This is a genomic window from Mesorhizobium sp. RCC_202, assembly GCF_041355295.1.
GTDB lineage: Bacteria > Pseudomonadota > Alphaproteobacteria > Rhizobiales > Rhizobiaceae > Mesorhizobium.
Map to the genome: position 1 here is coordinate 56161 of NZ_JBFUPO010000003.1, position 22781 is coordinate 78941.

The following is a 22781-nucleotide window of genomic DNA, read 5'->3' on the forward strand; positions in this document are numbered from 1 at the left end:
GTTTTTTGAAGACCGGACCAAGTGTCTGATCCGCCTGGATTCTTGGCTACAGTTCGGGTCAATCGACCAGCATACGCGCCTCACGCGCCGCGTCGATGAAAGCCCGCCTGGCGTCGTCCGCCGCAACGTCGCCGCTGATCGCCCGGCGGCAGGCGCGTAGTGCCGCGCCATGCTGGGTGCTGCCCGCATCGCGCCACTGTCCGGTCAGCAATGCCACGGCTTGCTCGGCGTTGGATATGTGCCGGATCGAACCGGTCAGGCCAACGGCGACTTCGACGGGCTTGGAAAACCACCCCAGGATCATGGCGAGCCTCCGATACATCGTAACACGATATATTATCGCGAAGTTCCGGGCCGGAACCTCAACTTACCGTGAAGTCGGCTTGCGGCGCGGGCCGCTCACCGTCCGAGCGGCCTTCTTGAAAGCTCGATCAGCTCCGCCTCATCGGTGATGCCGGCCATATAGTTGGCGATGATGCGCGAGGCGCGCGACTCTTTCTGCTCCGCCGTCTCGCCTTCGACATTGCCATTGTCGAAGACGCGGCCGAGCATGGCCGTCTCGTCGGGGGTGAATGTATTCCGCTGACTGGTCGCAATGGACATGGCTTCCTCCCAGAGCAATTCCAGGAAAAGTGTGACACGGTTTTCCACCCGGAATTGCGTCGACACGAAAGATAAAGCGGTTCGCCGTTTCGTGTGAAAAGGGCGAAACACCCGAGCCCCTTGTCTTCCCGGCTAATATTAGCACGGGTTCGAATTGACCGTGAGTCATTCGACAAAATGCAGTGTTGCGTAAAATTGTCCGACAAATCTTTTCCCCACATGCCCTTGGCCGCGCGAAACGGGCTGCGTGACCGAAGGTTCCAGATCCATTCAAAAACGCCGCAGCGCGGCTACGCCCCCCTGATCTCGGCGACGGCGATGTTTGCCGCTGTTTTTGCCGGCCGCGATAAATTCTTGCTGAATGACCGCAGCGCTGATACGCATTAGCAGCGCGGAATTTTTCCGAGTCTACGCATACTTGCGCCTAGCAAAAGTGCCGCGCACTCTGTTCGAGGCCAGTAATCCCGACGTGGTGGCAACCGGGTTACGACGGGATTTTTGGCCGAAACAAGAAGCAGGCAGGTTCCGGATTCGTACCCGGGACTGGCCATCAACGCTCTCGAACTCTGAAGCCATTGCCCCCATGGCCTTCGGGAGAGCTGAACATGGGGAAATACATGGTCACGAAGAAACTTACTGCCAACGCAGAAAGTGCGGCAGCCTTTCTTGCGGTGATGGGCAACGAGAAACGTCTGCTCATCATGAACTACCTGGCCGAGAACGAACTCTCCGTCGGCGTCCTTGCCGACAAGGTCGAGCTCAGCCAATCGGCGTTGTCGCAACACCTTGCCAAACTGCGCAGGTTTGGCCTGGTCGAAACCCGCCGCGATCGTCAGATGGTCTATTATTCCTGCAAGTCTTCGGCCGCGCGCGACCTTCTGGCGCTGCTCGACGGCTTGCTCGCCATGGACAAGCCTTTCGCCGGACCCGACCGGCAGGCGCTTGTCGAAAGGATGCGGCGGCCGCAGGCCGCCTAAGCTGGCGCATATGCAGGCGAGGCCGGGGGGCCTTCGTCTGCGCCGGCGCTCCCTTGCTTCAGGGCGCTGACTTGCAAACGACCCGACGGCCCGCGTGGCGGCGCCGATGTCGTGCCTCGTACTTTTCCGCCCTGTCCTGACACGTTGTTCCGATCACCATGGTGCGTGATGACGACCCCATCACTTTTGCTTGAATAATTGCCGGAACGGCCACGGATTGCGTCCGCAAGCGGCTGAAAATGCGTGGCTTTTTCTTACCTCGTGACGCCGCGCGGAAGCGAAGCTTACCGATTTGTAAGTCGCTTGGGCCGCTGCCGGCGGCTAACCTCGCGGGCGATCCACACCCCCGGATCATCTGAAGCGCCGAACTTCCACTTTGGCACTTCGTGAGGCCCGCCGCTCCCGGCGGGCCTTTACGTTTTGGAAACAGCCTGTCGGGTTTTATGGCGCGCTGCGCTGCCCGGTCACCGCGCTCCGCACCGCCAGCACCAGAACGGTGATGACGATTAGGATCACCGAAAGTGCGGCGATCGCCGGGTCGATGTTGTCGCGCAGGCCCATCCACATCAGCCTTGGCAGCGTGATGGCGTTGACCGAGGTGATGAACAGCGTCACGCCGATCTCTTCCCAGGACAGCACGAACGACAGCAGCGCCGCGGTGACGATGCCGAACTTGATGTTGGGCATGATGACGCGCGTGGCGCGTTCCCAGACACTGGCGCCAAGGCCGCGCGCGGCAAGGTCGATGCGCCGATCGAGTTGGCTGAGCGAGACCAGGATCAGCACCGTGGCGAACGGCACCGTCATCACCGAATGCGCCATGGCGACGCCAAGCCAGGTGTCATAGCCGAAGAAGGACGTGATGCCGGAGATCGAGGTGAGCAGGAAATAGAGCGTCACTGCCGACACCACCGGCGGCACCACCATCGGCAACAGCACGAAGCCGACAAGGGTGGCCGTGAAGCGCGGCTGGAACATCCAGACACCGAGGCTGAAGGTTAGCGCGAGCACCGTGGAGAACACGCTGCTGACCACGCCGATGCGCAGCGACAAAAGGATGGAATCCAGCCAGCGCGGATCCTCGATCAGCGAACGATAGTGGCGCAGCGACAATTCGCCGGTCGGCATGGTCAGCATGCGGCTTGGCGTCAGCGACACCGGGATGACGGCAAGCAGCGGCATCAGCAGGAACAGCGCCACCAGCACGGCGAGGATCAGCGAGACAGGGCCGGGTCGATAGGTCGGCATTTCGGCTACACCAGTTCCTTCGGTTTGACATAGCGGAAAAGCACCGCCATCAGCGCCCCGATGAAGACCACCAGCACGACGCTGATCGCCGCGCCCAGCCCCCAGTCGGGGCTCTGGAAGATGCGCAGGTAGATCAGCTCCGCGATCATGACACTGCGGCCGCCGCCGAGGATCGCCGGCGTGACGAAGAAGCCGAGCGAAAAGACGAAGACGATCATCGCCGATCCGATGATGCCCGAACGCGTCATCGGCACGAAGACGGTCCAGAAGGTGCGCATGCGGCTTGAGCCGAGTCCGCGCGCGGCAAGCAACACGCGCTCGTCCAGGCTGCGCATGGCCGACGCCAGCGGAAACACCGCGAAAGGGATCAGGAAATGCGACATGCCGACGATGACGCCGAACTCGTTGCGCACCAGGGTCAGCGGTTCGGAAATGAAGCCGATCGATTGCAGCCAGGTGTTGATCAGGCCGCGGTTGGATAGCAGCGCAACCCAGCCGAAGGCGCGCGTAAGCACCGAAATCCAGAACGGCACCAGGATGCAGAACTCGGCAATCACGCGCTGCGCCGGACTGCCGCGCACCCACACAATGGTGATGGCGTACGCGGCCGTGACCGACACCACCGTGACGATCGCCGCGATGCGCAGCGTGCGGATGAACACCGACTGCACGAGGTCATCCGTAAGCAGGGCGTGGTATTGGCCGAGCCCCGGCGTGGGCAAGGTGAAGCTCCACTTCACCACGCCGAGGAAGGGCCAGGCATAGGCAAGGGCAAGAAACAGGAGCAGCGGCGCCATCAACAGCGCCGCGCCCATCCTCTCGGAGAGGGTGCCTCTCATCGGTCGAAAAGTCTCCGCCGGCTCAGGCGGAGATGATCTTGGTGTATTCGTCCAGCGCCGCGCCGTAGTTCTTGGCGTACCAGTCCATGTCGAGCGGGATCTGCTTCGTCATGTTGGCGGGGTCGACAGGGTTGATGCGCTTCTTGTCGGCAGGGATCAGCGCGTCGGTGGCCGGGTTGGCCGGGCCCTGGCCGAGCTTGTCGAACATGATCAGCTGCTTTTGCGGGTCCTGCGCGCTGGCGATGAACTTCATCGCCGCATCCTTGCCGCCGGGGTTGTTCTTCAGCACGGCCAGCGCGCCGGGCGAGATCAGGCCCTGGTCCCAGATGAACTTGATCTGGCCGCCGGAATCCTGCTCGATCAGCGAGGCGCGCGTCGACCAGACGATCGCCATCGAGGCCTCGCCGTTGAGCAGCACGCTCTGGCTCTCGGCGCCGCCGCCCCAGTAGGAGACGACGTTTTCCTTGAAGGCGGCGATCTTGTCATGGGCGCGCTTGAGATCCAGCGGATAGAGCGAGGCCGGCGCGACGCCGTCGGCGAGAAGTGCTGCCTCCCAGCTCGACACGCCCCATTTGTAGAGCGAGCGCTTGCCGGGGAATTTCTTGACGTCGAAGAAGTCGGCCATGCCGGTCGGCGCGTTGGAGCCGAACTTCTGCGAGTCGTAGGCGATCACATAGGAGAAGAAATAGGTCGACGCCGCGAACTCCCAGCCGAAGCCCGGCCGCATCTTGGTCTTGTCGACGACCTTGTAGTCGATCGGCTCGAGCATGCCTTGGCCGCCGAGCGTGATGGCCGAGAACGGGTCGACGTCAACCAGGTCCCAGGTCGGCGCGCCGCTCTTGAACTGCGCCGCGATCGCGCCTTCGGTCGGGCCCGAGCCATCCATCTTGACCGGGATGCCGGTGTCCTTGGTGAAGGCCTGGCCGTAGGCGGCGTCGTAAGCCGTGATGGCGTCGCCGCCCCAATTGACCAGCACCAGCCCTTTCGTCTCGGCGAAAGCGCCTGTCGAGCGCAAAAGCATTGGCGTGCCGGCAAGCACGAGGCCCGCAAGCTGCGCGAACTGGCGGCGCGAGATCTCGCCGCGCTGTGCCCGCTCGGAAAGCGACTGGATGGACTGTTTTTTGGTTTCGTTTGTCATGTCAGTTCCCCTTGTTTTGATTGATTGGATCCGCAAGCCCGTCCGGCGATCTTCAAGCCGCCGCGACGATGTTTATTGTCCTCCGTGCGGAAGGAGGAAACCTCTTTCGGCCGGCCAGGTCAGCCAGACCGAATTGCCCTTGCTGAGTGCCGCCGCCGCAACCTCGTTCGGCACCGAGACGGTGACCTTGGCGCCCTGGCGCGTGGTCAGGTCGAGCTTGGTCGCAGCGCCCATATAGGTCGAGCCGATCGCGGTCGCGGCGATACCGTTCTCGCCGGCGGCGGCTTCGCGCGCGATCGACATGTGCTCGGGCCGGATGGCCAGCAGAGCGTCGCCCTTTATCGCTTCGGCCTTGCAGCGCATGTTGACCGCGCGGTCTTCGCACAGGCCCGTTGCGCCGTTGTCGGCGGGCTTCACGCCCTTCAGCGGCAGCATGTTGATCTCGCCCAGGAACTCGGCGACGAAACGGTTGGCCGGGCGGTCGTAGACTTCGTCCGGCGCGCCGACCTGCAACAGCTTGCCGTGGTTGAAGATGGCGACGCGCGACGACAGCGCCAGCGCCTCGCTCTGGTCATGGGTGACGAAGACGAAGGTGGTGCCGGTTTCCTGGTGCAGCCGCTTCATCTCGGCCTGCATCTGGCCGCGCAGGCTCTTGTCCAGCGCCGAGAACGGTTCGTCGAGCAACAGCACGCCCGGCTCGAAGACCAGCGCGCGGGCCAGCGCCACGCGTTGCTGCTGGCCGCCGGAAAGCTGCGCGGGCAGCTTCTTCTCGTGGCCCTCCAGCCCCACGCGCTCGACCATCTCGCCGACGCGCTTCTTGATTTCGGAGGCCGATCTCTTGCGCACCTTGAGCGGGAAGGCGATGTTGGCTTCCACGCTCATATGCGGGAACAGCGCATAGCCCTGGAACACCATGCCGGCGGCCCGCTGCTCGGCCGGGCGTTCGGTGATGTCGATACCATCACTGAACAGTCTGCCTTCGCTCGGCTGCACAAAGCCTGCCAGGATCATCAGGAAGGTGGTCTTGCCGGAGCCCGAAGGCCCAAGCAGCGTCAGGAATTCGCCACGGCCGATGTCGAGCGTGAGGTTGTCCAGCGCCCGGAACGAGCCGAAGCTCTTGCCGATCCCGTTCGCTCTGATTTCTGCGGCCCGGCCGGGTTGCTGCATCCTGCCTCTTTCCTCACGCCTGGCCAAGCGTAGGGCAGGCAAGCGGCTCACCGCAACCGAATAGTTTTCGCCTGATCGGCAAATTTGATTCACGGGTGGGTAGCGCGGCGAATACGCGGGAGCGCCAATGCCCCGTCGAGGAGATCGGCTAATCTCATTACCCCTACAGCCTATTCTCCGACAGCTTCGCCCGCAGCCATCCGCCGAATGCATTCAGCACCGGGTGCCCGGCCTTTGCATGCTCGAACACCAGGTAGTACGAGCGCGGCGAGGGCACCGATGCCTCGAACGGCTTGACCAGGCGGCCCTCGTTCAGCGCCCGGCGGCCGGTCAGCTCGTCACCCATGGCAATCCCTTGTCCGGCGACCGCCGCCGAAAAGACGAGGTTCATGTCGGAGAAGAAGATGCCGCCTTCGGTGTCGGGATTTTCCACCTTGGACAGTGCCAGCCAGCGCGCCCAGTCCTCGGTATCGCCGAGATGTAAGAGATTGGCGCGCAGGACGTCCGCGGGTTTGGAAAAGCCGCCTACCTTGTTGAGCAGCGTCGGGCTGCAGAGCGGCGTGAAGGAGACTTCGCACAACAGCTCCACTGCCCGGTTCGGCCAGTTGCCGACGCCGAAGGCGATGAAGGCGTCGGCGTCCGGATTGGAGACGTCGTCAAGCCGGCGCGGCGTCAGCACGGACAGCGCCACATCCGGATACATTTGCTGGAATTCGCCGATATGGGTGCACAGGAACATCGAGGCGAAGCCCGGCGGGCAGGACACGGCGAACGAGCCGCCGACGCCGGCGCCATTGTTTTGCGTTCCCGCATCGCCAAGCACGGTCAGCGCCTTCCTGACGTCCGCCGCATAGCGCTGGCCGCGCGGCGTCAGCGCCACGCCCTTGCCGATGCGCTGCAAGAGATCGAAGCCGAGGTCGCGTTCGAGCAGCCTGAGCTGATGCGACACAGCGCTTCGCGTGAGATGCAACTCGTCGGCGGCGCGCCATACGCTGCCGTGACGGGCAAAACTGTCGAGGGCGCGCAGCGCCTGGGTGGACGGTATTCGCACAGGACCTCAGGTGAACCGAATTTGCACGAGCCGGGAAAACATATCACTTTTTGACGAGCCGCTTCACTGCTTTCTTGGGCTCATGGAGAAACCGCTGACGACCTCGGCAGGGCAAACCGCGCTTGCCTGCATCGACAGCATCCAGCCGCTGCTGTCGGCCTGGACGCGCACCATCTTCGATTTCGGCGAAACCGCCTGGCGCGAATACCAGTCGGCTGCCTGGTACGTCGATCGGCTGAAGCGCGAGGGCTTTTCGGTCGAGGAGGGCTCGGGCGGCATGCCGACGGCCTTTTGCGCGCACTGGACGAATGGCGACGGCCCGGTGATCGGTATGTATGGCGAATATGACGCCGTGCCCGGCAACTGCCAGGAGGCGGCGACGGTGAAGCGCGCGCGGCCGGGTCTTGGTATCGAAGCCGGCGGCCACACCGACCCGCATTCGGGGCTCGGCATCGGCAGCCTCGGCGGTTTGCTTGCCGCCAAGGCGGCGATGCTGGAGCACGGCATCAAGGGCACGCTGCGCTTCACCGGCGAGCCGGCGGAGAAGGTGAGGGGCTCGAAGCCGATCCATGCGGCCAAGGGTTACTATGACGGCCTTGCCGGCATGATCTCTTTCCATCCCTTCTACATGCTGCCGCTCTGCAACACGGCGCGCTGGGACACGCATTGCGGCGCCGCCTACGCGATGATCTATCGCTTCGTCTGCGATGAACCGGAAAACTGGATTCGCGCAGGCGATAGAGCACCGATCCCGCAGGCGCATTCGGCTGTGCGGGCGCCGGGCGCCAACGACGCGCTGATGATGATGTACTTGGCCTCCAAGGCGCTGCGCGACTCCATGCTGACGCATCAGGGCGGCTGGTCGATCAGCGAGGCGATCCTGACCGCCGGCCAGGCGACCGCCGACAATCTGCCGGCCGGCCTAGCCGAGATCCAGTACATGATCCGCGTGCCGACCATTGCCATGGCCGAGCAGGTCACCGCCGTGCTCGACCGCAACGCGGAAGCGGCGGCCAGGATGAGCGGCTGCCGCGTCGAGCGCCACTGGGTGTCGAAGTCGCGGCCCGGGCTGGCAAACCATGCCATGGCCGACATCACTTATCAGGCGCTGTCGACCGTCGGCGCGCCGCGCTGGAGCGACGAGGCGAGGGCGATCGCCCGCGAGGTCCAGGTCAATGCCGGCGGCGGGGCGACCGAAAACCCCTTCATCGACGAACTGGAGCGGCTGATCGACCCGAGGCAAGCCGAAGCGATCCTGCGCCGTGACCTGCCGCCTTCGCAGGTCAATTCCACCTCCGACGACTACACCGACATGAGCTGGCACGCGCCGACCTCGCGCTTCTACGTCGCCCGCCCGGCGCTGCGCTCGGTCAACGGCCATGCCTACCCCTCGTGGGCGATGAACGCGCTGGGCGGCATTCCGGCAACCATCGATCCGATGGTCACCTGCGCTTCGAAAACCGTGGCGCTGACCGCGCTGCGCTTGCTGGAAGACAAGGCCGCGCGCGATGCCGCCATGGACGAATTCGTCGCCCGCACCGGCGGCGGCGTCGGCGGCTCGAACTGGATCGCGCCGCTTTGCGATTACGAGGCGCCGATCAACTTCCGCTGGCCCGAATATGTCACCACGCCGCGCGGCCGCGACTGGTGGATACCGAGCAGCCAACCCAATCAAGCCGCATAGTCCCAATCGAGGAGAACCCCATGACCGTCCATGACCGCATCGTCGCCGAACCGTTCTCGCTGCAACGCCGCAACCCTAATGGCGGCACCAAGCCGCTGACCGTCTGGGGGTTTGCCAATGAGACCGACGTCCTGACCGACGTGCTGCTCGGCTCGCCCAATTTCCTGCGCCACCTGTCGACCAGCTCGCTGTCGCGAAAGCATCTGCGCGAGGCGCCCTGCAACGTCCAGATCGCGCAGGCGCAGCACAAGGACCTCGTCGCGGCCTACGAGCATTTCGGCGTCAACATCCATTGGCACGAGCCGACGCCGGAACTGCCGATGCAGGTCTATTCGCGCGATTCCAGCGTCATGACGCCTTACGGCGCTTTCATCACCGCCATGGCCAACTGGTGGCGGCGCGGCGAGAATTATGCCGCCATCCGCACCTATGAAAAGCTCGGCATCCCGATCTACGACATGGTGACGGCCGGCACTTTCGAGGGCGGCGACTTCAACGTCATCGAGGACGGCGTGGTGCTGATCGGCTGCGGCGGCGCCCGCACCCAGGAAGAAGGCGCCCGCCAGGTGCAGGACTGGTTCGAGAAGGAAGGCTGGGAAACGCGGCTCGCCTTCATCGACGAGTATTATGTCCACATCGACCTGATGGTGGTGCCGATCGCCGAAAAGCTCACTGCCGTCTGTCTCGCCTGCACCGAGCCCGGCATCGTCGATTGGCTGAAGGGCAAGGGCCACGAAATCATCGACGTGCCTTTCCAGGACACGATGGCGCTCGGCTGCAACTTCATGTCGCTCGGTAAGGACAGGGTCATCGCGCCGACATCGAGCAAAAGCCTCATCAGCCAGTTGAAGGCGCGCGGCTTCGAGGTCGCGGCCGTCGACATGAGCGAGATCTCGAAAACCGGCGGCGGCATCCACTGCATGGCGCAGGCGCTGAAGCGCGTGCCGGCATAGACGGGACGAGGCGAACGCGCGAGGCGCTGAGGCTGCCAATCTCCCCCCTCGTGGGGGAGATGTCCGGTAGGACAGAGGGGGGCGCCGTAGAGCGCCAGCCTATCCTGCGTTAGCCACCTTGCCGCCCATCAAGCCTGGGTGTGGCAAACTTATCCAACTGCTCCTGGAGATGTCCATTGAGCACGATCATCTCCTTCAGCGCCTTGACCGCGTCGCCCTTATGCCGGGTAATGAACCGGTCGGCGATCGCTTGGAGCGAAGCTTCCTGCCGACTGTCGAGCCTGACGATATTGTCCATCTCTTTTCTCCCTTTGGCTGTTTAGGGTAGTGAACAAAAAGGGAACAAAATTGTCAAGGGCGAATTGACTTGGCGAGGAACGCGTTCCTATTTTGTCAGGAGATGGGGCGAAGGCCTACGCATTCGGATATGAAAAATGGCCGGACCCATGGACAGTGTCGGCCGAGCGGCAAAGGCCAACATGCTGCTCATCGTCGAGTGTCGCCACTGCTATCACGTCGGTCGCTTCATGGCGAACGACGTGGCCAAGGTGGCCGGTTGGAATAAGCCGCTGGAAGCCATTCGCTTTCGCTGCAAGCGCTGCGACCGAAAGGACACGGTGGTGAAGACCCAGTTCATCGACCAGGACCACCCGCCCAAGGGCTATATCTGGGTGCTGCAGAAGGCGAGGGGGTAAGGCGCGTTTAAAACAACGATCCCTGTGCCGGCGGTTCCGCCGGAAACTTGATCTGCGTCGCCGGTTTTTCGACGATCACCAAGGCGTCGTCGGGCGCCGGCCTCTGCAACGCCTTGGCTTCCGACCAAGGCGCGGTCAGCCACAATTCGGTTTCATCCGGCGTGGTCAGGATCACCGGCATCGCTTTCTCATGGATCGGCGCGATCAGCGCGTTGGGCCTCGTCGTCAGGAAGCCGTAAAGTTCGTGATCGTCGGGGCCTTCCTTGACCTTGCGCACGCCATGCCACGGCGTCCAGAACCCGGCAAAAAAGAACAGGGGTCGCTCCTCGCTCAACGCGAACCAGAAGTTCTTCTGGACGCCTGTCTCAGGGTCCTTGTCGCCGGGCGTGGGAGAAGGTTCGGCAAAGCTCGTCACCGGCACAAGGCAGCGGTTTTCGACGCCGAGATAGGGCAGCCAGTGACCATATTGCGGGTTGCGGATATTGGTCGTGCCGGGATCGGCATTGCCGCGTACCCGCTCCAGCGGCGTCGGCATGCCCCAACGCAGGTTGGCAAGTTCGCGACTGCCGTCGGCGGCGTTGCGCACCACGGGCGCCGGCTGATTGGGATAGATGTCGACCGAGGGCTCGAGGTTGCCCGAAATGTCGCGCATCGCCCGCGTCCACTGCCGGACAGCCTCCTGGCTTGTGGTAATGTTGTAAAGATTGCACATCGGCAGAACTCCAGTCCGCCGAACGTTCCCGCATTTTTACACTCAGCGCAAACCCCGCAACGCGCGGCCTTTCGTCGATGTGTCGATGGTTCTATCGCGCCTGCCGACCACGCCGCATCTCCACCGGCTCTTCCGTCGGCGGTTCGCCGGGCAGTCCCAGCCGCAGCCGCTCCTCCTCGGCAAAGCTTTCGGCTTGCGCGTGGATGTCGAACACCTGCTGTGTAAGCCTGCCGCCTTCGACGATGCGCACGATCCATTGGCCGTTGATGGCCTTTACACGGACACTGTCTGGCTCTCCCGACACCATCTACAGCCCCTGCTCTTGCATGAAGAATTGTATCTCTTGATCGGAAATACGATCTACAGTGAGGGAGGTTGCCTCAAAGCGTATTTTATTGGCCTTTAGTACGAAGGCGAAGGGCGGCGTCACATATATTTGTAATTGCTAATTAATAAAAACGATATATGGCCCGCCGAGGCGTGTTTACGCGAGTTTCAGCAAAACTCGACTTCGATGCGGCGCTCGGTCTGCGAGACGATGCGGCAGCGCGCTTCCAGCGCATCCGAACGGATCGCCAGGCTGAATGTCTCAGGCACGCCGATCGAGCTCGAGATATCGAGGCCGGCGCCGTCCTCGCCGAGCGTCCGCACCGTGCAGTCGATGGACGACATGCGGTTGTTGAACAGGATGCGGCCGGCCTTCAGCACGCGCCGACGCGGGCTGGCTGGCATATCGTTGACCTGCAGCCAGGCGACGCAGCGGTTGCGGCCGGCGGCCTTGGCCTCGTAGAGCGCGGCATCGGCATTGGCGAGCAGGGCGTCGATATCGGACGTGCGTGCGTCCAGCGCCGCCATGCCGAAACTGGATGTGACCGGCACCCTGGTCTGGCCGTTCCTGATCGCGATCTGCTCGATCGCCTCGCGCACCTTCTCGGCGACGCCGCTCATATGCGCCCGGTCGGTATGCGGCAGGACCAAAGCGAACTCCTCGCCGCCCAGCCGGCCGAACAGGTCGCTGCCGCGCAGCTGAGCGCGGCAGGCCTCGGCGACGGCGACAAGCACCTTGTCGCCGGTGGCGTGGCCATGGCGGTCGTTGATCGATTTGAAATGATCGAGATCGAAGGCGATGCAGGCAAGGCCATGCCTGTGGCGCTGCGCCAGCGCGATTGCCTGCGCGGCCTGCTCCTTGAAGGCGCGCCTCGACAGTGCACCGGTCAGGCTGTCGAGCGAGGCCTGCTGGCGCAATTCCAGCGCGTCCATGGCAAGTCCGGCAAGATCGGACAGGATGGCGCTCTCGCGCGCGGTGAAGGCGCGCGGCTCGAAGCCGATGGCGCAGACCGTGCCGATGTTGTGGCCGTCATGGGTGCGCAGCGGCGCCCCGGCATAGAAGCGGATCCGCGGGCCCGCCGTCACCATGGGATTTTGCGCGAAGCGCGCATCGTCGCGGGCGTCCGGCACGATCAGCGGCGTCATGTCGTGCAGCGTGTATTTGCAGAACGTCGCGTCGCGGGCGACCTCGCGGTTCTCCAGGCCCTCATAGGCCTTGTACCACTGCCGGTGGCCGTCGATCATCGAGACGATGGCGATAGGCAGCTCGAAGATGTTCTTGATGAGCCGCGTGATGCGGTCGAAAGCCTCTTCGCGCGGCGTGTCCATCACGTCGAAGCGGTCCAGCGCCTCGAGCCGCCCGGCTTCCACCTGATCGTCGATCGCCAGCGGTGGCGTTTCCTTGAGCATCCGATGCATCGGCGTCAGCCTCGTTGACTGTCCTTCCCGCCCGGTGGCGCAGGATGGGAGGCATCGCTGAACATTCGGTAAAAGCCAGCCGGTCGGCGCTGGCCCGGCTATCAAAAGCCGAAGAACTGCTTGCCGATGAAATAGCCGAGCGCCACCACCACCAGCGGAAACAGCGCCGGCGCCGCCTTGCCGAACAGCGAAGGCTTTACGGCCTTCGCGGAAACGCCATACGCGGCGTTGCCAAGGTTCTTGGTCATGGGTTCCCCGCGATGGTGTTTAATATTAGAGATCGCTTATTAAGGTAGAAGCCACTTGTTAATTTTTCGGCAGCGCCGATGAGACAATTCTAGACATTGCTCAAAGAGTTTATTCCGACCGCTGCGTGCGCTCGGCAAGCGCGAAGGCCTGCAGGTTTCGCGCTCTACCGAGGTCCTGATCGGCGTTGGCGATGATGGCGTGGAAGGCGGCGCGGGCGATGTCCTTCTTCTTGGCGTCGGGATGCACTTTGCGCACCGCCTTGACCAGCTCCTTCGGCGACATGTCGGGCGTGACGAGGCGCATCAGCGTGTCGCCTATGGTCCGCAATTCGCTAGCATCCATGATGAACTCCGCTTGGCTGCATAAGCCTAGCATATAGCGGGGTGAGCGAGTCACTTTTGTGATGCAGGCCGGGCTCATTCGAGCTTTTCGCGGAACCGTGAATGGCAGCTCGAACAGTCCTGTAGGATGAGATGCAGGAGATGTTCCACTGGCAGCTTTTCCGGATTGATCTCCGCCGCGTTCGCGCGCTTGCCGAGCAGGCTGCCGCCATCCATCGGCAGGCCGGCTCCCATCCGCATGTCGCCGGTGATCTCGGCCGGCGCCTTGTCGGCCTTGCTGGAGAGCGCGGCGGCGAGCAGGCCAATATGGCGGGCGAGCGTTTCGAATTCCGGCCGCGCCTGGTCGATCTCCTCCCTGGCGCCAGACGGCGCGCCGAGCGAGCCGGCGGGAAATTCAGCGATCAGGGCGGCGCCGGTGCGATCGCGCAGCGTCCCGGCCGCCGCCTTGAAGCTTTCGGGCTGATAGGCGCGCTTGCCGTCGAACATCTCGGCGATCGTCCTTGCCGCCGCCGCCATGTCCTTCATGGAGGACTGTCGGGCGGCCACGACCGCATTGCCCGAGGCCATCACCGTCGCAGAGGCAAGCACCAGCGAGGCGGCGAGCGCCAGGATTGCTGTCCGGGGCGTGACGGCGGCCGCCAGAACACCGCGTCGATCCATTGGTTTCTCCCAGCCGCGACAGGAAGGCCGCTCGGCGGCTTTCCTTCAGACTAAGGTTTCCAGTAGCTGGAAGGTCAAGCGGGAATCGCGCAGGGGCGGCGTTCGCAGTCGGAGTGACTTTCTTTGGGTGCGATTGTCCTGACGTCGAAAACGAAACGACGCGGGATCAGGCTGACCCACAACATTCCGGCTTATGGTCTTCGGGACTTACCAGCGGTCGCAATTTGACCCAAATCGGCCTCTAACGGGCGAAACGTGCTGCGGTTCCAGCCTTCACGGTTTCTTGACAGGGGCTGGAAAAACAGGCAGCAAAGCGGGTGAGGGAGAGCATTTTTACCGTGGCGAAGACCATGGAGGGCTCTTTTTTCGTATCGACCATCGCCAAATCGGCGATCGGTGGAGGGATTGGTTAACCAACTTTGTCCATCTTTTGAATCAATCGGCAACAGACGCGAAAGGTGCAGGGGGCACCAGGCGAACTGTAATCGTCACGGATGCAAGGTCGCAAACCGGCATGCCGATTGAGAGTGGTCGTATGGCGTTTTTGCGTTTGAAAAATCGGGGCGACGCTCCTCATGGGGAGATGATTTCCAGGAAGTCCAGCCAACGCTGGATTGTGGTGCCCGCTGTCGGCGCCGCCCTTGCGCTATGGTCCGTCGCGACGCTCGCCGGCCTTTATTCGGTGAGCACGTCGCTCAGCGCCGCCTCCAGTGGATTGCCGAGCCTGCTTTCGCCGCGCGACATCGCGCTTGGCGACCAGCGCCGCAAGCTCGCCAATGCCTGGGCGCCGCGTCTTGCCGCCAATGGCGGTTACAAGACCGGCTCGCTGACCGGCGGCTGCGATACAGGGTGCCTCAGCCTCGCCACCAGCTTCCTGCATGCGGGCCAGGCGCCCGACACGCTCAAATCCGACAATTCGAAGCACGACGGCAAGATGGCGCGCCTCAAGCTGCCGGCGCCGGATACGATCGCGCACGAAAAGATCGCGCAGGAGAAGGTCGTCCTGGTGGCCTCGGCCGCCGGCGTGGCCGACCGCTTCGACGTCGTCGTCAAAAGCGCAGGACTCTCCCAGAAGAAGCTGGCCGAGGCCTTCGCCCGCGCCGAGAATGCGCCGTTCCTGCTCGCCAGCCTGCCCTCGGCAAGCCGCTTCGGCGGGGCGCTGCCAGGCGCTCCGGACGAAGCCCGCTTCGGCTCCGATCCGGCGCAGGTCCGGCAAGCCTCCGAGCTCGCGCTGGCGCTTGCCAATGCCCTGCCGGAGGATACGGCGGACGTTCCGACCGCCGTTGCGCTGGCCAACAGCGACGCGCCCGATGTCGCCGGCAATCAGGACAACGCCCAGGACGCGGAGTATCAGGTCGCCTCGCTGCCGCCGCAGGATGATCTGCCTGACACGATTGCCGTGCCCGGCCTTCGCCCGCGCACCGTGCTCGAGCGTGCGACCGAGGCACCCGACCAGATTGCCGCCAAGCCGCAGAAGCCGCTGGCCTCCAAAGCCAAGCCGCAACCTGCTGAGGACGACACCGCGGACGGCGGGCAGACTACGGTCTCGCCGAGAACCGGCGACCAGGCCCTGCCGGGCGTGCCGAACGCGAAGCCGCTCGTGGCGAGCTCGAAGCCGTCAAAGAGAAGCAAGGCGCAGGCGTCCGAGATGCTGGCCTATGCCAAGCCCGACACGCCCGAGAGCGGCGGCCTCGGCAGCGCCTTCCGCAACCTCTTCACCGGCCCATCCATGGGCAATGGCGTCGCCATCTATGATATCTCGGCCAGGACGGTCTACATGCCGGACGGCTCGAAGCTGGAGGCGCATTCCGGGCTCGGTTCGATGGTCGATCAGCCGCGTTTCGTCAATCGCAAGAATGTCGGCCCGACGCCGCCCGACACCTACAATCTGTCGCTCCGGGAATCGCGCTTCCACGGCGTCGAGGCGATCCGGCTGACGCCGGCCAGCGGCAGCAACAAATATGGCCGCAACGGCTTGCTGGCGCACACCTACATGCTGCGCGGCGGCCGTGCCGAGTCCAATGGCTGCGTCGTCTTCAGGGACTACCAGCGCTTCCTCGCCGCCTACAAGAAGGGCAAGATCAAGCGCCTCGTCGTCGTGCCGCGCCTGACCAGGTCGCCGACGCAAGTGGCCCAGGAAGGCCGCCAGGGCTGATCTTTCAAGCAATTCCAGGAAAAGTGTGAAGCGGTTTTCCGTCCGGAATTGCGCCTAAGAGAGGCCGGCGCGACTTAGCCTGCCGGCGCGACCCCTTTCCGCTTCCTGCCCAGCATGTCCTTGGCTGCCGTCAGCGCGCCAAGGACGATCAGCGCGCAGGCGAGCCCCACCGACCAATGGTAGGCGCCGAAGCCGAACGCCAGAAGGGCGATCACCGACAAGAGCGGCGCGGCATAGGACAGCGCGCCGAGGATCATGATGTCGCCATGCTTGCAGCCCCAGTCCCAGGCGTAGAAGCCGGCGCCGAGCGGGATCGTGCCGAGCGTGGCGATCGCGGCCCATTGCGTCGTCGAGGCCGGCCAGACCGTCCGCTCCAGGCCAAGATGCAAGAGCAACGCCACCGCGGAGGTGATCAGGCAATAGCCGGCGACGACGTCGACCGGCGTCTTGCCGAAACGGCGCGACAGCACCGAATAGCCCGACCAGACGAAGGCGCAGAACAATGCGATGACGTGACCGGGCATGATGCCGCCGGCGAGCCCGACATTGCCGCCCTTGGTGATGATGGCGACCGCGCCGGCCAGGCCGAGCAGCACACCGATGATGTGATGCGCTTTCAGCGTCTCGCCGGGCAGGAACGCGGCAAACACCACGATCAGCAGCGGCCACAGATAGGCGATCAGGCTGACCTCGACCGGCGGCGCCGATTGGATCGCGAAGAAATAGGCGCAATGGTAGATGCAGAGCCCGGCGACGCCCAGCGCCCAGACCTGCCAGGGCTGGCGCAGCGACCGGATCGCGTGTGGCCTGAAGATCCAGCTCACCACGCCCACCAAGCCGCCCAGGAAGAAGGTCATGGCGGCAAGCTGGAACGGCGGGATAGGCCCGGCCGCGGTCGAAAGCAGCGCCAGGAACGACCATGTCAGGATGGCCACAAAGCCGATCAAGGTGGAGACGATTCTTGTCATGGCCATGCTTGTCGCACGGCCGCCAAGCGCATGATTTACCGGAAGCGACGGATTTCGACGCGCCGGCAGCTCTGTCGGAATGGATGTGATTTGAGGGCCGGAAGCATCGCCCCCTCCCAGAACATAAATATGGCGCACCCCCGGCTTGCGGCAAGACCCCTCATATCGCGTATTTACGCTGCTCCGATTCAACCACAACGGAGCACAGAATGCGGATTTTACTGTCGACTTACGGCTCGCGCGGCGACGTCGAGCCCCTGGCGGCGCTCGGCGCGGCGTTACAGGCACTCGGCGTCGAGGCGCGGGTCAGCGCGCCAGGCGATGCGGAGTTTGCGGCGCTGCTCGCCCGCGCCGGCGTGCCGCTGGCGCCGGCCTTCGCGCCGGTACGCGAATGGGCAAAGGAAATGATCCGGCGCCGGCGGGCATCCTCGCCCGAAGGCATAGCCGGTCTGATCTCGGGCCAGGCAGCCGAGATCGTCGCGCGGCAATACGATGCGCTGGGCGTGGCGGCCGAGGGCTGCGACGCCGTCGTGGGGTTCGGCCTGTTTCCGTCCTGCGCTGCCGCACGGCTGGTCGCCGAGAAAAAGGGCATTCCCTATATGCTCGGCACCTTCTGCCCGATCTGGCTGCCGTCGCAGCACAATCGGCCGCATGAATATCCGGGGCACCCGCTTCCCGCCGACATCACCGACAACCGGGCCCTGTGGGAGCGGGACATCGCCACCAAGAACGCTTTGTTCGGCGAGGCGATCAACAGCCAGCGCGCGAAGCTCGATCTGCCTGCCTTGGACAATGTCCGCGCCTATGTCTATGGCGATCCCGTGCTGCTCATCTGCGACCCGACGCTCGGACCGTGGCAGCCTTCCGACCTGATCGAAACCGTGCAGCCCGGCGCCTGCATCCTGCCGGACGAGCGGCCACTGCCGGACGGTTTGGAGGCCTTCCTTCAGGCAGGTTCGCCGCCAATCTATGTCGGCTTTGGCTCGATCGCGGTCGCCGAGGAAACGGCGCGGGCGGCGATCGAGGCGATCCGCGCCCATGGCCGGCGTGTCGTCATCGCGAAGGGTTGGGCCGAACTTGTGCCGATCGACGACTGGGACGATTGCTTTGCCATTGGTGAGGTCAACCAGCAGGCGCTGTTTGCCCGCGTCGCCGCCGTGATCCATCACGGGGGTGCTGGCACCACGCATGCCGCCGCGCGGTCAGGGGTGCCACAGGTGATCGTGCCGCAGATCGGCGACCAGCCTTATTGGGCGCGGCGGATTGCCGAGCTTGGCATGGGGGTGGCGCATGACGGTCCGACGCCGACAACGGAAACATTGACCGCGGCGCTGGAGATCGCGCTGGCGCCGCAGGTGCGCGTGCGGGCGGCCGAGATGGTCGAAGAGGTGAGCGGCGACGGCGCTATGCAGGCAGCGAATTGGCTGGTGAACAGGCTAAGCCGGCCCTGATCTCACTGCTTCAGTTCCGCCAGCGCCCTTTGGAGCGGCGCTGGCGAGACCTGGATCGGTCCGGAGAAGGGCGTGTCCATGTCCATGATCAGATAGACGGCCGCGGCCGCCAGAGCGCCCGAGACGATGAATGTGCCGACGACGGTCGCGTTGCGCGGCGCGCGAAAACCGAAGCTGGCGAAGATCAGCGTCAGCCAGGCGACCAGCAGCGCCATCAGCGGCATGGGGATGATGCCTTCCGACTGGCCGACCAGAACCCAGCGCTGTTCGATGACCTTCTGCAATTGCTGCGTCGCGTTCTGCAGCGCCGTGGCGCGCTTGGCTTCCGGCGGCTGCAGCTCAGCCAGCTGGTCGCCGACCTTGTTGAGCAGCAGCTCCGACAGCCGGTTGGCGACGGCGGGTGTCTTCTGCGTCGGCGATGTGGCGTCGACCAGCCGCTGCAGATAGGCGGTGAGTGTGGCGCGCGCGTCTTCCGTCTCCGGTCCATACAGGCGCAGCGAGCGGTCGAGGATGATCAGCTGCGTCGCGAAATTGTGGACGTTGTGATCGATCGTCTCGAAGGTGTTCTTGGCCGAGTTGATCATCAGGCCGAGCACCAGGGACGACATCACCACGAACAGGTTGGCGGAAAGCCGGACCACGGCGCTGGTGTCGTCCTGGCGATGATGTTCGGGAAAGCGCGGATAGATTATCAGGCTGGCCAGCGCCGCCCCGGCCAGGCAAGCAAAGATCACCACCCCTACGAGAACTTCACCCATCGCTAATATTGCGCACGGGAAAGGTCGCTTGCCAACCGGATAAGAAGGCGTGGGAGCGCCGCGGCGAAAACCGCTTCCAATACCGCCCCGAGCCTTTATGACTATGCGCCGGGGCGGCTCCCAATCATCACGAGGATATCATGACAATTCGCGCTGTCGTCTGGGGCGAGAACATCCATGAACGGACCAATGAGGTGGTCGCCGCCCTCTATCCCGAGGGCATGCACGCGGCCATTGCCAAGGCGCTGAACGCCGACGCCGGTATCTCGGCCTCGACCGCGACGCTGGAGCAGCCCGAGCACGGCCTGCCGGAATCGCGCCTGGCCGAGACCGACGTTCTGGTCTGGTGGGGCCACAAGGACCATGGCGCGGTGGCCGACCAGGTGGTTGACCGCGTCGCTCGCCGGGTCTGGCAAGGCATGGGGCTGATCGTGCTGCATTCCGGGCATTTCTCGAAAATCTTCAAGCAGCTGATGGGCACGCCCTGCACGCTGAAATGGCGCGAGGCGGGCGAGCGCGAGCGGCTCTGGGTGACCAGCCCCAATCACCCGATTGCCGAAGGCGTCGGCGAGTTCTTCGAGCTCGAGAACGAGGAAATGTATGGCGAGCAGTTCGCCGTGCCCGAGCCTCTGGAGACGGTTTTCATCTCCTGGTTCCAGGGCGGTGAGGTGTTCCGCTCAGGGCTGACCTATCGGCGCGGCGCCGGCAATGTCTTCTACTTCCGGCCCGGCCACGAGACCTATCCGACCTATCACGACGCGACGGTGCAGAAGGTGCTGCGCAACGCGGTCAAATGGGCGCACAATCCGCAAGGCGCCAAACCCGCCATCCTCGATGCGCCGAACGTGCCGGTCGATAAGGCGCTGGAGCCGATCGTCGAGCGCGGCGGCAAACTGCATGCCTCCGGCGAGGCCGGCTTCCGCTAAAACATGCCATCGGCAATTGCGTGACGACAACGCTTAGGCCAGATTGGCATATCATTGAATCGAACCAATTCGCCCAGGGAGCAGAAGAATGCGGCTTTTGATACTCGGTACCGGCTGGATGGCCCAGGAACATGCCCGCCGCTTCGGCGCCATCGATGGCGTCGAATTGGTCGCGGCCGTCGATGTCGATGAAAAGCGCGTCGGCGAATTCGCCGACGGCTTCAAGATTCCGAAGCGCTTCACCACGCTGGAGGCGGCGCTCGACTGGGGCAACTTCGATGCCGTCGCCAATGTCACGCCGGACCGCATCCACCACCCGACCACCATGGCGCTGGTCGCCGCCGGCAAGCCGGTGCTGTGCGAGAAGCCGCTGGCGGAAAACTTCGGCAAGGCCAACGAGATGGCGGATGCGGCGGAGGCCGCCGGCATAGTCAACATGGTCAACCTCACCTATCGCAACGTGGCGCCGCTGCAGAAGGCGCGCCAGATGGTGCGGGACGGCGAGATCGGCACGGTGCGCCATGTCGAGGCGTCCTATCTGCAGAGCTGGCTGGTGTCGAAATTCTGGGGCGACTGGCGCACCGACCCGAAATGGCTGTGGCGGCTGTCGCGCGGCCATGGCTCCAACGGCGTGCTCGGCGATGTCGGCATCCACATCCTCGATTTCGCCAGCTATGGCGCGGCGCTCGACATCGACCATGTCTTCTGCCGCCTGCGCGCCTTCGACAAGGCGCCGGGCAACCGCATCGGCGACTATGACCTCGACGCCAATGATAGTTTCGCCATGACGCTGGATTTCGCCAACGGCGCCTTCGGCGTGGTCCATGCCAGCCGCTGGGCAACCGGCCACATGAACGAACTGCGCCTGCGCATCTATGGCGACAAGGGCGGCCTCGAAGTGGTGCACAATCTGGAAGGATCGGTTCTGAAAGCCTGCGTCGGCGACAACATCGAGACCGCCAAATGGGAAGAGATCGACGCCGGCACCGTACCGACCAACTATCAGCGCTTCGTCGAGGCGGTGAAAAGCGGCGTGCAGACCGAGCCGACCTTCCGCCACGCGGCGGGCCTGCAGAAGGTGCTGGATCTGGCGGTGGTGTCGGACGAGAAGCGCGCGGAATTGCGGGCTGACGCGGATACGCAGTAAGATCGTCCATCGTAGGAGCCAGCCATGGTCACGCGCCGCGCGCAATGTCTCTGCGGTCAGCTTTCTGCCGTCTGTTCGGGCGAGCCGGTCCGCATTTCGGTGTGCCATTGCCTCGACTGCAAGCGGCGCACCGGCAGCGCCTTCAGCTACAATGTCCGGTTTGCCGAAGGCGATGTTTCGATCGAGGGACGGGCGAAGCAGTTCACCCGCATCGGCGACCAGGGCGGCCGCGTCCTCTACAATTTCTGCCCGGAATGCGGCGCCAGCGTCCACTACCGGATCGACACGCAGCCCGGTGTCATCGCCATTCCCGTCGGCGCCTTCGCCGACCCGACCTTCCCGCCGCCTTTCCAGTCCTTCTACCACGACAGCCGGCGCTGTGAGTGGGTGGAGATAAACGCCGAGCCTCTGGCGACGTTCGACTGAAGCTGTCGGCCGCCGCTAGCGCGCGGCGCTGAAGATCCCGACTGCCGCCGCCACCAGCGCCGCGTTGCCGTCCGCCACGCTGCCGTCTGGCAATTCCTTGCCATCCTCCAGCCCCACCCGCGTCGACAGCTTTCGTGACGCCGCCCGTTCGACAAACGGCCACACCGTCGCGTTCTCGCCATGCAGCAGGATCGAACGCCGGATGCCGGCGCGTTCCAACACCTTTTCGATGCCGTCGACGGCACCAAAAGCTTCATCCAGCGTCTGCTCGGAAATCTCGATCAGCACGCGCAGCACGCGGCCGCCATGGTCGAGGCCGACGAGCCGCTCGGCGTCGGCGATCGTCGCCAGGCCCGCCTCGATGCCGATGCCGCGCTGGCGCAGGCTTTCCATGACGACCGGCGCCGCCGTCTCGCTGAGATTGACCGAGGCATAGTCCGGCAATTCGCGCCAGCTGGAGATGGCGACCAGCGTGCGCAGGTCGTCCTTCTCTATCCACGCGCCGGTGGAGACGCCGATCAGCGTGCCCGGGCAGGCGCGGCGCAGTGCTGCGACCGTTCTATCCATCGCTTCCGGCGCCAGGCTTTCCTGTCGGTCGGCACCGCGCGCATGGACATGGAGTTCCGAGGCGCCCGCCGCGATCGAAGCGGCGGCATCGTGCGCCATGGCTTCGGGGTCGAGCGGAAGTGTCGGGTGGAAGTCGGCGGGGCGGGCGCCGTTGATGCAGGCCTGGACGATCATGCTGGGCGATCCTGTTGCGGGTGGGGGAGCCTAGCAAAGGGCAGAGTGGGTGTGAAACGGGGAGGGTGAAGACTGCTGACAGGGCTGAGAAGCTAGTTGTCATTGGCAGTGGGGCACGCCCCTCTCTGTCCTGCCGGACATCTCCC

General features: G+C 64.2%; 27 protein-coding genes. 9 read left to right on the top strand and 18 right to left on the bottom strand.

Going from position 1 to position 22781, the window contains the following annotated elements; all coding sequences use genetic code 11:
• Nucleotides 1-58 precede the first annotated feature (58 nt).
• Nucleotides 59-304, bottom strand: a complete 246-nt coding sequence (locus tag AB6802_RS07470) for a DUF982 domain-containing protein (protein ID WP_371009405.1) — start codon at nucleotides 302-304, stop codon at nucleotides 59-61.
• A gap of 95 nt (nucleotides 305-399) precedes the next feature.
• Nucleotides 400-603, bottom strand: a complete 204-nt coding sequence (locus AB6802_RS07475; protein ID WP_371009406.1) for a hypothetical protein — start codon at nucleotides 601-603, stop codon at nucleotides 400-402.
• Nucleotides 604-1220: 617 nt separating this feature from the next.
• On the opposite strand from AB6802_RS07475, the gene AB6802_RS07480 reads away from it, so the two are divergent.
• Entirely contained in the window at nucleotides 1221-1580 is a 360-nt protein-coding gene (locus tag AB6802_RS07480) for an ArsR/SmtB family transcription factor (protein ID WP_371009407.1), read from the top strand.
• Nucleotides 1581-2021: 441 nt separating this feature from the next.
• On the opposite strand, the gene AB6802_RS07485 is transcribed toward AB6802_RS07480, so the two are convergent.
• The 5 genes from AB6802_RS07485 to AB6802_RS07505 form a co-directional block, all read right to left on the bottom strand.
• Nucleotides 2022-2828, bottom strand: a complete 807-nt coding sequence (locus AB6802_RS07485) for an ABC transporter permease (RefSeq protein ID WP_371009408.1) — start codon at nucleotides 2826-2828, stop codon at nucleotides 2022-2024.
• Between the two features lie 5 nt (nucleotides 2829-2833).
• On the bottom strand, nucleotides 2834-3667 hold the full coding sequence (locus tag AB6802_RS07490; protein WP_371009409.1) for an ABC transporter permease: 834 nt from the start codon (nucleotides 3665-3667) through the stop codon (nucleotides 2834-2836).
• A gap of 22 nt (nucleotides 3668-3689) precedes the next feature.
• Nucleotides 3690-4805, bottom strand: a complete 1116-nt coding sequence (locus AB6802_RS07495; protein WP_371009410.1) for an ABC transporter substrate-binding protein — start codon at nucleotides 4803-4805, stop codon at nucleotides 3690-3692.
• Between the two features lie 72 nt (nucleotides 4806-4877).
• Entirely contained in the window at nucleotides 4878-5972 is a 1095-nt protein-coding gene (locus AB6802_RS07500; protein ID WP_371009412.1) for an ABC transporter ATP-binding protein, read from the bottom strand.
• 163 nt (nucleotides 5973-6135) lie between these two features.
• Nucleotides 6136-7023 (bottom strand): LysR substrate-binding domain-containing protein, encoded by an 888-nt coding sequence (locus AB6802_RS07505; protein WP_371009413.1) that lies wholly within the window; start codon nucleotides 7021-7023, stop codon nucleotides 6136-6138.
• Between the two features lie 82 nt (nucleotides 7024-7105).
• Here AB6802_RS07505 and AB6802_RS07510 point away from each other — a divergent pair, with 82 nt between their 5' ends.
• Together AB6802_RS07510 and AB6802_RS07515 are read left to right on the top strand one after the other, a co-directional pair.
• Nucleotides 7106-8707: an amidohydrolase gene (locus AB6802_RS07510; RefSeq protein ID WP_371009414.1), complete on the top strand. Its 1602-nt coding sequence runs from the start codon at nucleotides 7106-7108 to the stop codon at nucleotides 8705-8707.
• 20 nt (nucleotides 8708-8727) lie between these two features.
• Nucleotides 8728-9660 (top strand): dimethylarginine dimethylaminohydrolase family protein, encoded by a 933-nt coding sequence (locus AB6802_RS07515; RefSeq protein WP_371009415.1) that lies wholly within the window; start codon nucleotides 8728-8730, stop codon nucleotides 9658-9660.
• Nucleotides 9661-9769: 109 nt separating this feature from the next.
• Here AB6802_RS07515 and AB6802_RS07520 read toward each other — a convergent pair whose 3' ends face one another.
• Nucleotides 9770-9958: a hypothetical protein gene (locus tag AB6802_RS07520; protein ID WP_371009416.1), complete on the bottom strand. Its 189-nt coding sequence runs from the start codon at nucleotides 9956-9958 to the stop codon at nucleotides 9770-9772.
• Between the two features lie 136 nt (nucleotides 9959-10094).
• Between AB6802_RS07520 and AB6802_RS07525 the strand changes: the two genes are divergently transcribed.
• Entirely contained in the window at nucleotides 10095-10355 is a 261-nt protein-coding gene (locus tag AB6802_RS07525) for a hypothetical protein (protein ID WP_371009417.1), read from the top strand.
• Nucleotides 10356-10362: 7 nt separating this feature from the next.
• On the opposite strand, the gene AB6802_RS07530 is transcribed toward AB6802_RS07525, so the two are convergent.
• The 7 genes from AB6802_RS07530 to AB6802_RS07560 form a co-directional block, all read right to left on the bottom strand.
• Entirely contained in the window at nucleotides 10363-11067 is a 705-nt protein-coding gene (locus AB6802_RS07530) for an SOS response-associated peptidase (protein WP_371009418.1), read from the bottom strand.
• Nucleotides 11068-11158: 91 nt separating this feature from the next.
• Entirely contained in the window at nucleotides 11159-11374 is a 216-nt protein-coding gene (locus AB6802_RS07535; RefSeq protein ID WP_371009419.1) for a hypothetical protein, read from the bottom strand.
• Between the two features lie 188 nt (nucleotides 11375-11562).
• Nucleotides 11563-12813, bottom strand: coding sequence for a GGDEF domain-containing protein (locus tag AB6802_RS07540; RefSeq protein WP_371009420.1), 1251 nt, complete (start codon nucleotides 12811-12813; stop codon nucleotides 11563-11565).
• A gap of 101 nt (nucleotides 12814-12914) precedes the next feature.
• Nucleotides 12915-13061, bottom strand: coding sequence for a hypothetical protein (locus AB6802_RS07545; RefSeq protein ID WP_371009421.1), 147 nt, complete (start codon nucleotides 13059-13061; stop codon nucleotides 12915-12917).
• Nucleotides 13062-13170: 109 nt separating this feature from the next.
• Nucleotides 13171-13404, bottom strand: a complete 234-nt coding sequence (locus AB6802_RS07550) for a hypothetical protein (protein WP_371009422.1) — start codon at nucleotides 13402-13404, stop codon at nucleotides 13171-13173.
• Between the two features lie 74 nt (nucleotides 13405-13478).
• Nucleotides 13479-14063: a cytochrome c gene (locus AB6802_RS07555; protein ID WP_371009423.1), complete on the bottom strand. Its 585-nt coding sequence runs from the start codon at nucleotides 14061-14063 to the stop codon at nucleotides 13479-13481.
• A 241-nt stretch (nucleotides 14064-14304) separates the two neighbouring features.
• Nucleotides 14305-14442 (bottom strand): hypothetical protein, encoded by a 138-nt coding sequence (locus AB6802_RS07560; protein WP_371009424.1) that lies wholly within the window; start codon nucleotides 14440-14442, stop codon nucleotides 14305-14307.
• Between the two features lie 204 nt (nucleotides 14443-14646).
• Here AB6802_RS07560 and AB6802_RS07565 point away from each other — a divergent pair, with 204 nt between their 5' ends.
• Complete coding sequence (locus AB6802_RS07565) at nucleotides 14647-16218, top strand: tlde1 domain-containing protein (RefSeq protein WP_371009425.1); 1572 nt, start codon at nucleotides 14647-14649, stop codon at nucleotides 16216-16218.
• Nucleotides 16219-16292: 74 nt separating this feature from the next.
• On the opposite strand, the gene AB6802_RS07570 is transcribed toward AB6802_RS07565, so the two are convergent.
• Nucleotides 16293-17192, bottom strand: a complete 900-nt coding sequence (locus AB6802_RS07570) for a DMT family transporter (RefSeq protein ID WP_371009426.1) — start codon at nucleotides 17190-17192, stop codon at nucleotides 16293-16295.
• A 203-nt stretch (nucleotides 17193-17395) separates the two neighbouring features.
• Between AB6802_RS07570 and AB6802_RS07575 the strand changes: the two genes are divergently transcribed.
• Nucleotides 17396-18637 carry a glycosyltransferase gene (locus AB6802_RS07575; RefSeq protein WP_371009427.1) on the top strand — a complete coding sequence of 414 codons (1242 nt, stop codon included), beginning with the start codon at nucleotides 17396-17398 and terminating at the stop codon, nucleotides 18635-18637.
• Nucleotides 18638-18639: 2 nt separating this feature from the next.
• On the opposite strand, the gene AB6802_RS07580 is transcribed toward AB6802_RS07575, so the two are convergent.
• Nucleotides 18640-19395: a hypothetical protein gene (locus AB6802_RS07580; protein WP_371009428.1), complete on the bottom strand. Its 756-nt coding sequence runs from the start codon at nucleotides 19393-19395 to the stop codon at nucleotides 18640-18642.
• A 140-nt stretch (nucleotides 19396-19535) separates the two neighbouring features.
• Between AB6802_RS07580 and AB6802_RS07585 the strand changes: the two genes are divergently transcribed.
• From AB6802_RS07585 to AB6802_RS07595, 3 genes are all read left to right on the top strand, one after another.
• Nucleotides 19536-20321: a ThuA domain-containing protein gene (locus tag AB6802_RS07585; protein ID WP_371009429.1), complete on the top strand. Its 786-nt coding sequence runs from the start codon at nucleotides 19536-19538 to the stop codon at nucleotides 20319-20321.
• An 88-nt stretch (nucleotides 20322-20409) separates the two neighbouring features.
• Nucleotides 20410-21468: a Gfo/Idh/MocA family protein gene (locus AB6802_RS07590; protein WP_371009430.1), complete on the top strand. Its 1059-nt coding sequence runs from the start codon at nucleotides 20410-20412 to the stop codon at nucleotides 21466-21468.
• Between the two features lie 24 nt (nucleotides 21469-21492).
• On the top strand, nucleotides 21493-21894 hold the full coding sequence (locus AB6802_RS07595) for a GFA family protein (protein ID WP_371009431.1): 402 nt from the start codon (nucleotides 21493-21495) through the stop codon (nucleotides 21892-21894).
• Nucleotides 21895-21909: 15 nt separating this feature from the next.
• Here the strand turns inward: AB6802_RS07595 and AB6802_RS07600 are convergent, their stop codons facing one another.
• Nucleotides 21910-22635, bottom strand: coding sequence for a 3-keto-5-aminohexanoate cleavage protein (locus AB6802_RS07600; RefSeq protein ID WP_371009432.1), 726 nt, complete (start codon nucleotides 22633-22635; stop codon nucleotides 21910-21912).
• Between the last annotated feature and the right edge of the window lie 146 nt (nucleotides 22636-22781).

Coding starts and splice junctions, on each gene's coding strand:
- AB6802_RS07540 (WP_371009420.1), bottom strand. CDS start 12,813: ATGCATCGGATGCTCAAGGAAACGCCACCGCTGGCGATCGACGATCAG.
- AB6802_RS07585 (WP_371009429.1), top strand. CDS start 19,536: ATGACAATTCGCGCTGTCGTCTGGGGCGAGAACATCCATGAACGGACC.
- AB6802_RS07510 (WP_371009414.1), top strand. CDS start 7,106: ATGGAGAAACCGCTGACGACCTCGGCAGGGCAAACCGCGCTTGCCTGC.
- AB6802_RS07520 (WP_371009416.1), bottom strand. CDS start 9,958: ATGGACAATATCGTCAGGCTCGACAGTCGGCAGGAAGCTTCGCTCCAA.
- AB6802_RS07545 (WP_371009421.1), bottom strand. CDS start 13,061: ATGACCAAGAACCTTGGCAACGCCGCGTATGGCGTTTCCGCGAAGGCC.
- AB6802_RS07500 (WP_371009412.1), bottom strand. CDS start 5,972: ATGCAGCAACCCGGCCGGGCCGCAGAAATCAGAGCGAACGGGATCGGC.
- AB6802_RS07595 (WP_371009431.1), top strand. CDS start 21,493: ATGGTCACGCGCCGCGCGCAATGTCTCTGCGGTCAGCTTTCTGCCGTC.
- AB6802_RS07600 (WP_371009432.1), bottom strand. CDS start 22,635: ATGATCGTCCAGGCCTGCATCAACGGCGCCCGCCCCGCCGACTTCCAC.
- AB6802_RS07570 (WP_371009426.1), bottom strand. CDS start 17,192: ATGGCCATGACAAGAATCGTCTCCACCTTGATCGGCTTTGTGGCCATC.
- AB6802_RS07470 (WP_371009405.1), bottom strand. CDS start 304: ATGATCCTGGGGTGGTTTTCCAAGCCCGTCGAAGTCGCCGTTGGCCTG.
- AB6802_RS07490 (WP_371009409.1), bottom strand. CDS start 3,667: ATGAGAGGCACCCTCTCCGAGAGGATGGGCGCGGCGCTGTTGATGGCG.
- AB6802_RS07590 (WP_371009430.1), top strand. CDS start 20,410: ATGCGGCTTTTGATACTCGGTACCGGCTGGATGGCCCAGGAACATGCC.
- AB6802_RS07525 (WP_371009417.1), top strand. CDS start 10,095: ATGGCCGGACCCATGGACAGTGTCGGCCGAGCGGCAAAGGCCAACATG.
- AB6802_RS07515 (WP_371009415.1), top strand. CDS start 8,728: ATGACCGTCCATGACCGCATCGTCGCCGAACCGTTCTCGCTGCAACGC.
- AB6802_RS07530 (WP_371009418.1), bottom strand. CDS start 11,067: ATGTGCAATCTTTACAACATTACCACAAGCCAGGAGGCTGTCCGGCAG.
- AB6802_RS07580 (WP_371009428.1), bottom strand. CDS start 19,395: ATGGGTGAAGTTCTCGTAGGGGTGGTGATCTTTGCTTGCCTGGCCGGG.
- AB6802_RS07480 (WP_371009407.1), top strand. CDS start 1,221: ATGGTCACGAAGAAACTTACTGCCAACGCAGAAAGTGCGGCAGCCTTT.
- AB6802_RS07550 (WP_371009422.1), bottom strand. CDS start 13,404: ATGGATGCTAGCGAATTGCGGACCATAGGCGACACGCTGATGCGCCTC.
- AB6802_RS07560 (WP_371009424.1), bottom strand. CDS start 14,442: ATGGTCGATACGAAAAAAGAGCCCTCCATGGTCTTCGCCACGGTAAAA.
- AB6802_RS07575 (WP_371009427.1), top strand. CDS start 17,396: ATGCGGATTTTACTGTCGACTTACGGCTCGCGCGGCGACGTCGAGCCC.
- AB6802_RS07495 (WP_371009410.1), bottom strand. CDS start 4,805: ATGACAAACGAAACCAAAAAACAGTCCATCCAGTCGCTTTCCGAGCGG.
- AB6802_RS07535 (WP_371009419.1), bottom strand. CDS start 11,374: ATGGTGTCGGGAGAGCCAGACAGTGTCCGTGTAAAGGCCATCAACGGC.
- AB6802_RS07565 (WP_371009425.1), top strand. CDS start 14,647: ATGATTTCCAGGAAGTCCAGCCAACGCTGGATTGTGGTGCCCGCTGTC.
- AB6802_RS07485 (WP_371009408.1), bottom strand. CDS start 2,828: ATGCCGACCTATCGACCCGGCCCTGTCTCGCTGATCCTCGCCGTGCTG.
- AB6802_RS07475 (WP_371009406.1), bottom strand. CDS start 603: ATGTCCATTGCGACCAGTCAGCGGAATACATTCACCCCCGACGAGACG.
- AB6802_RS07555 (WP_371009423.1), bottom strand. CDS start 14,063: ATGGATCGACGCGGTGTTCTGGCGGCCGCCGTCACGCCCCGGACAGCA.